Genomic DNA, 1,076 nt, shown 5'->3' with positions numbered 1-1,076 from the left:
ATTTGTGGAGGATGTAACGTACAGTTGGCATTAAATCCAAATAGTTTTAAATATTATGTCATCGAAGTTAACCCTCGTGTATCTCGTTCATCTGCTCTAGCTAGTAAGGCAACAGGATATCCAATCGCAAAAATCTCTGCAAAATTGGCTGTAGGATTAACATTAGATGAAATCTTAAACCCAGTTACTAAAAACAGTTATGCATGTTTTGAACCTACTGTTGACTATGTCGTAAGTAAATTTGCACGTTTCCCATTTGATAAATTCCCTAATGCAGATCGTCGATTAGGAACTCAGATGAAGGCAACTGGTGAAGTTATGTCCATTGGACGTACTTTTGAAGAATCTTTCTTGAAAGCGATTCGTTCTTTAGAAATGAAAGTGGATCACTTATACAAAAAAGAAATGGCTGGATTAACGAAAGAAGAATTACTTGAAAAAATCAAGAAGTGTGATGATGAAAGAATCTTTGCGATTACACAATGGATGCGTAATGGATACGATGTAGAAACTGTTATTGATGTAACTAAGATGGATCGTTTCTTCTTATGGCACATTCAAAGAATTCTTGATTTAGAAACATTGATGAATGAAAATCCAAAGGATGTTGCGGTTTTAAGAACATTAAAAGAACACGGATTCTCAGACAGTTACATTGCTCGTAACTGGAACATGAAAGAATTCGACTTATATAACTTGCGTAAAGAAAATGGAATTATTCCAGTTTATAAGAAAGTAGATACTTGTGCGGGTGAATTTGTCAGTGCAACACCATACTTATATTCAAGTTATGATCAGGAAAATGAATCTGAAGTCAGTGATCGTAAAAAAATCATTGTGTTAGGTTCAGGACCAATTCGTATTGGACAAGGTGTTGAGTTTGACTATGCGACAGTACACTGCGTAGAAACATTAAGAGATGCAGGATATGAAGCTATCATCATCAACAACAACCCGGAAACTGTATCAACCGATTTCTCAATTAGTGACAAATTGTATTTTGAACCACTAACTACAGAAGATGTAATGCACGTTATTGATTTAGAAAAACCATTGGGTGTTATTGTTCAATTTGG

General features: G+C 34.9%; 1 protein-coding gene. It reads left to right on the top strand.

Translation table 11 applies throughout. The features are described 5' to 3' along the window. Positions 1 to 1,076 (top strand): carbamoyl phosphate synthase preATP-grasp domain-containing protein (locus tag H8911_RS12155; RefSeq protein WP_500784415.1); only part of this gene is annotated, 1,076 nt, incomplete at both ends.

It is taken from the genome of Holdemanella hominis, assembly GCF_014306155.1.
Lineage (GTDB): Bacteria > Bacillota_I > Bacilli_A > Erysipelotrichales > Erysipelotrichaceae > Holdemanella > Holdemanella hominis.
This window is presented reverse-complemented; position numbering and strand designations above follow the sequence as displayed.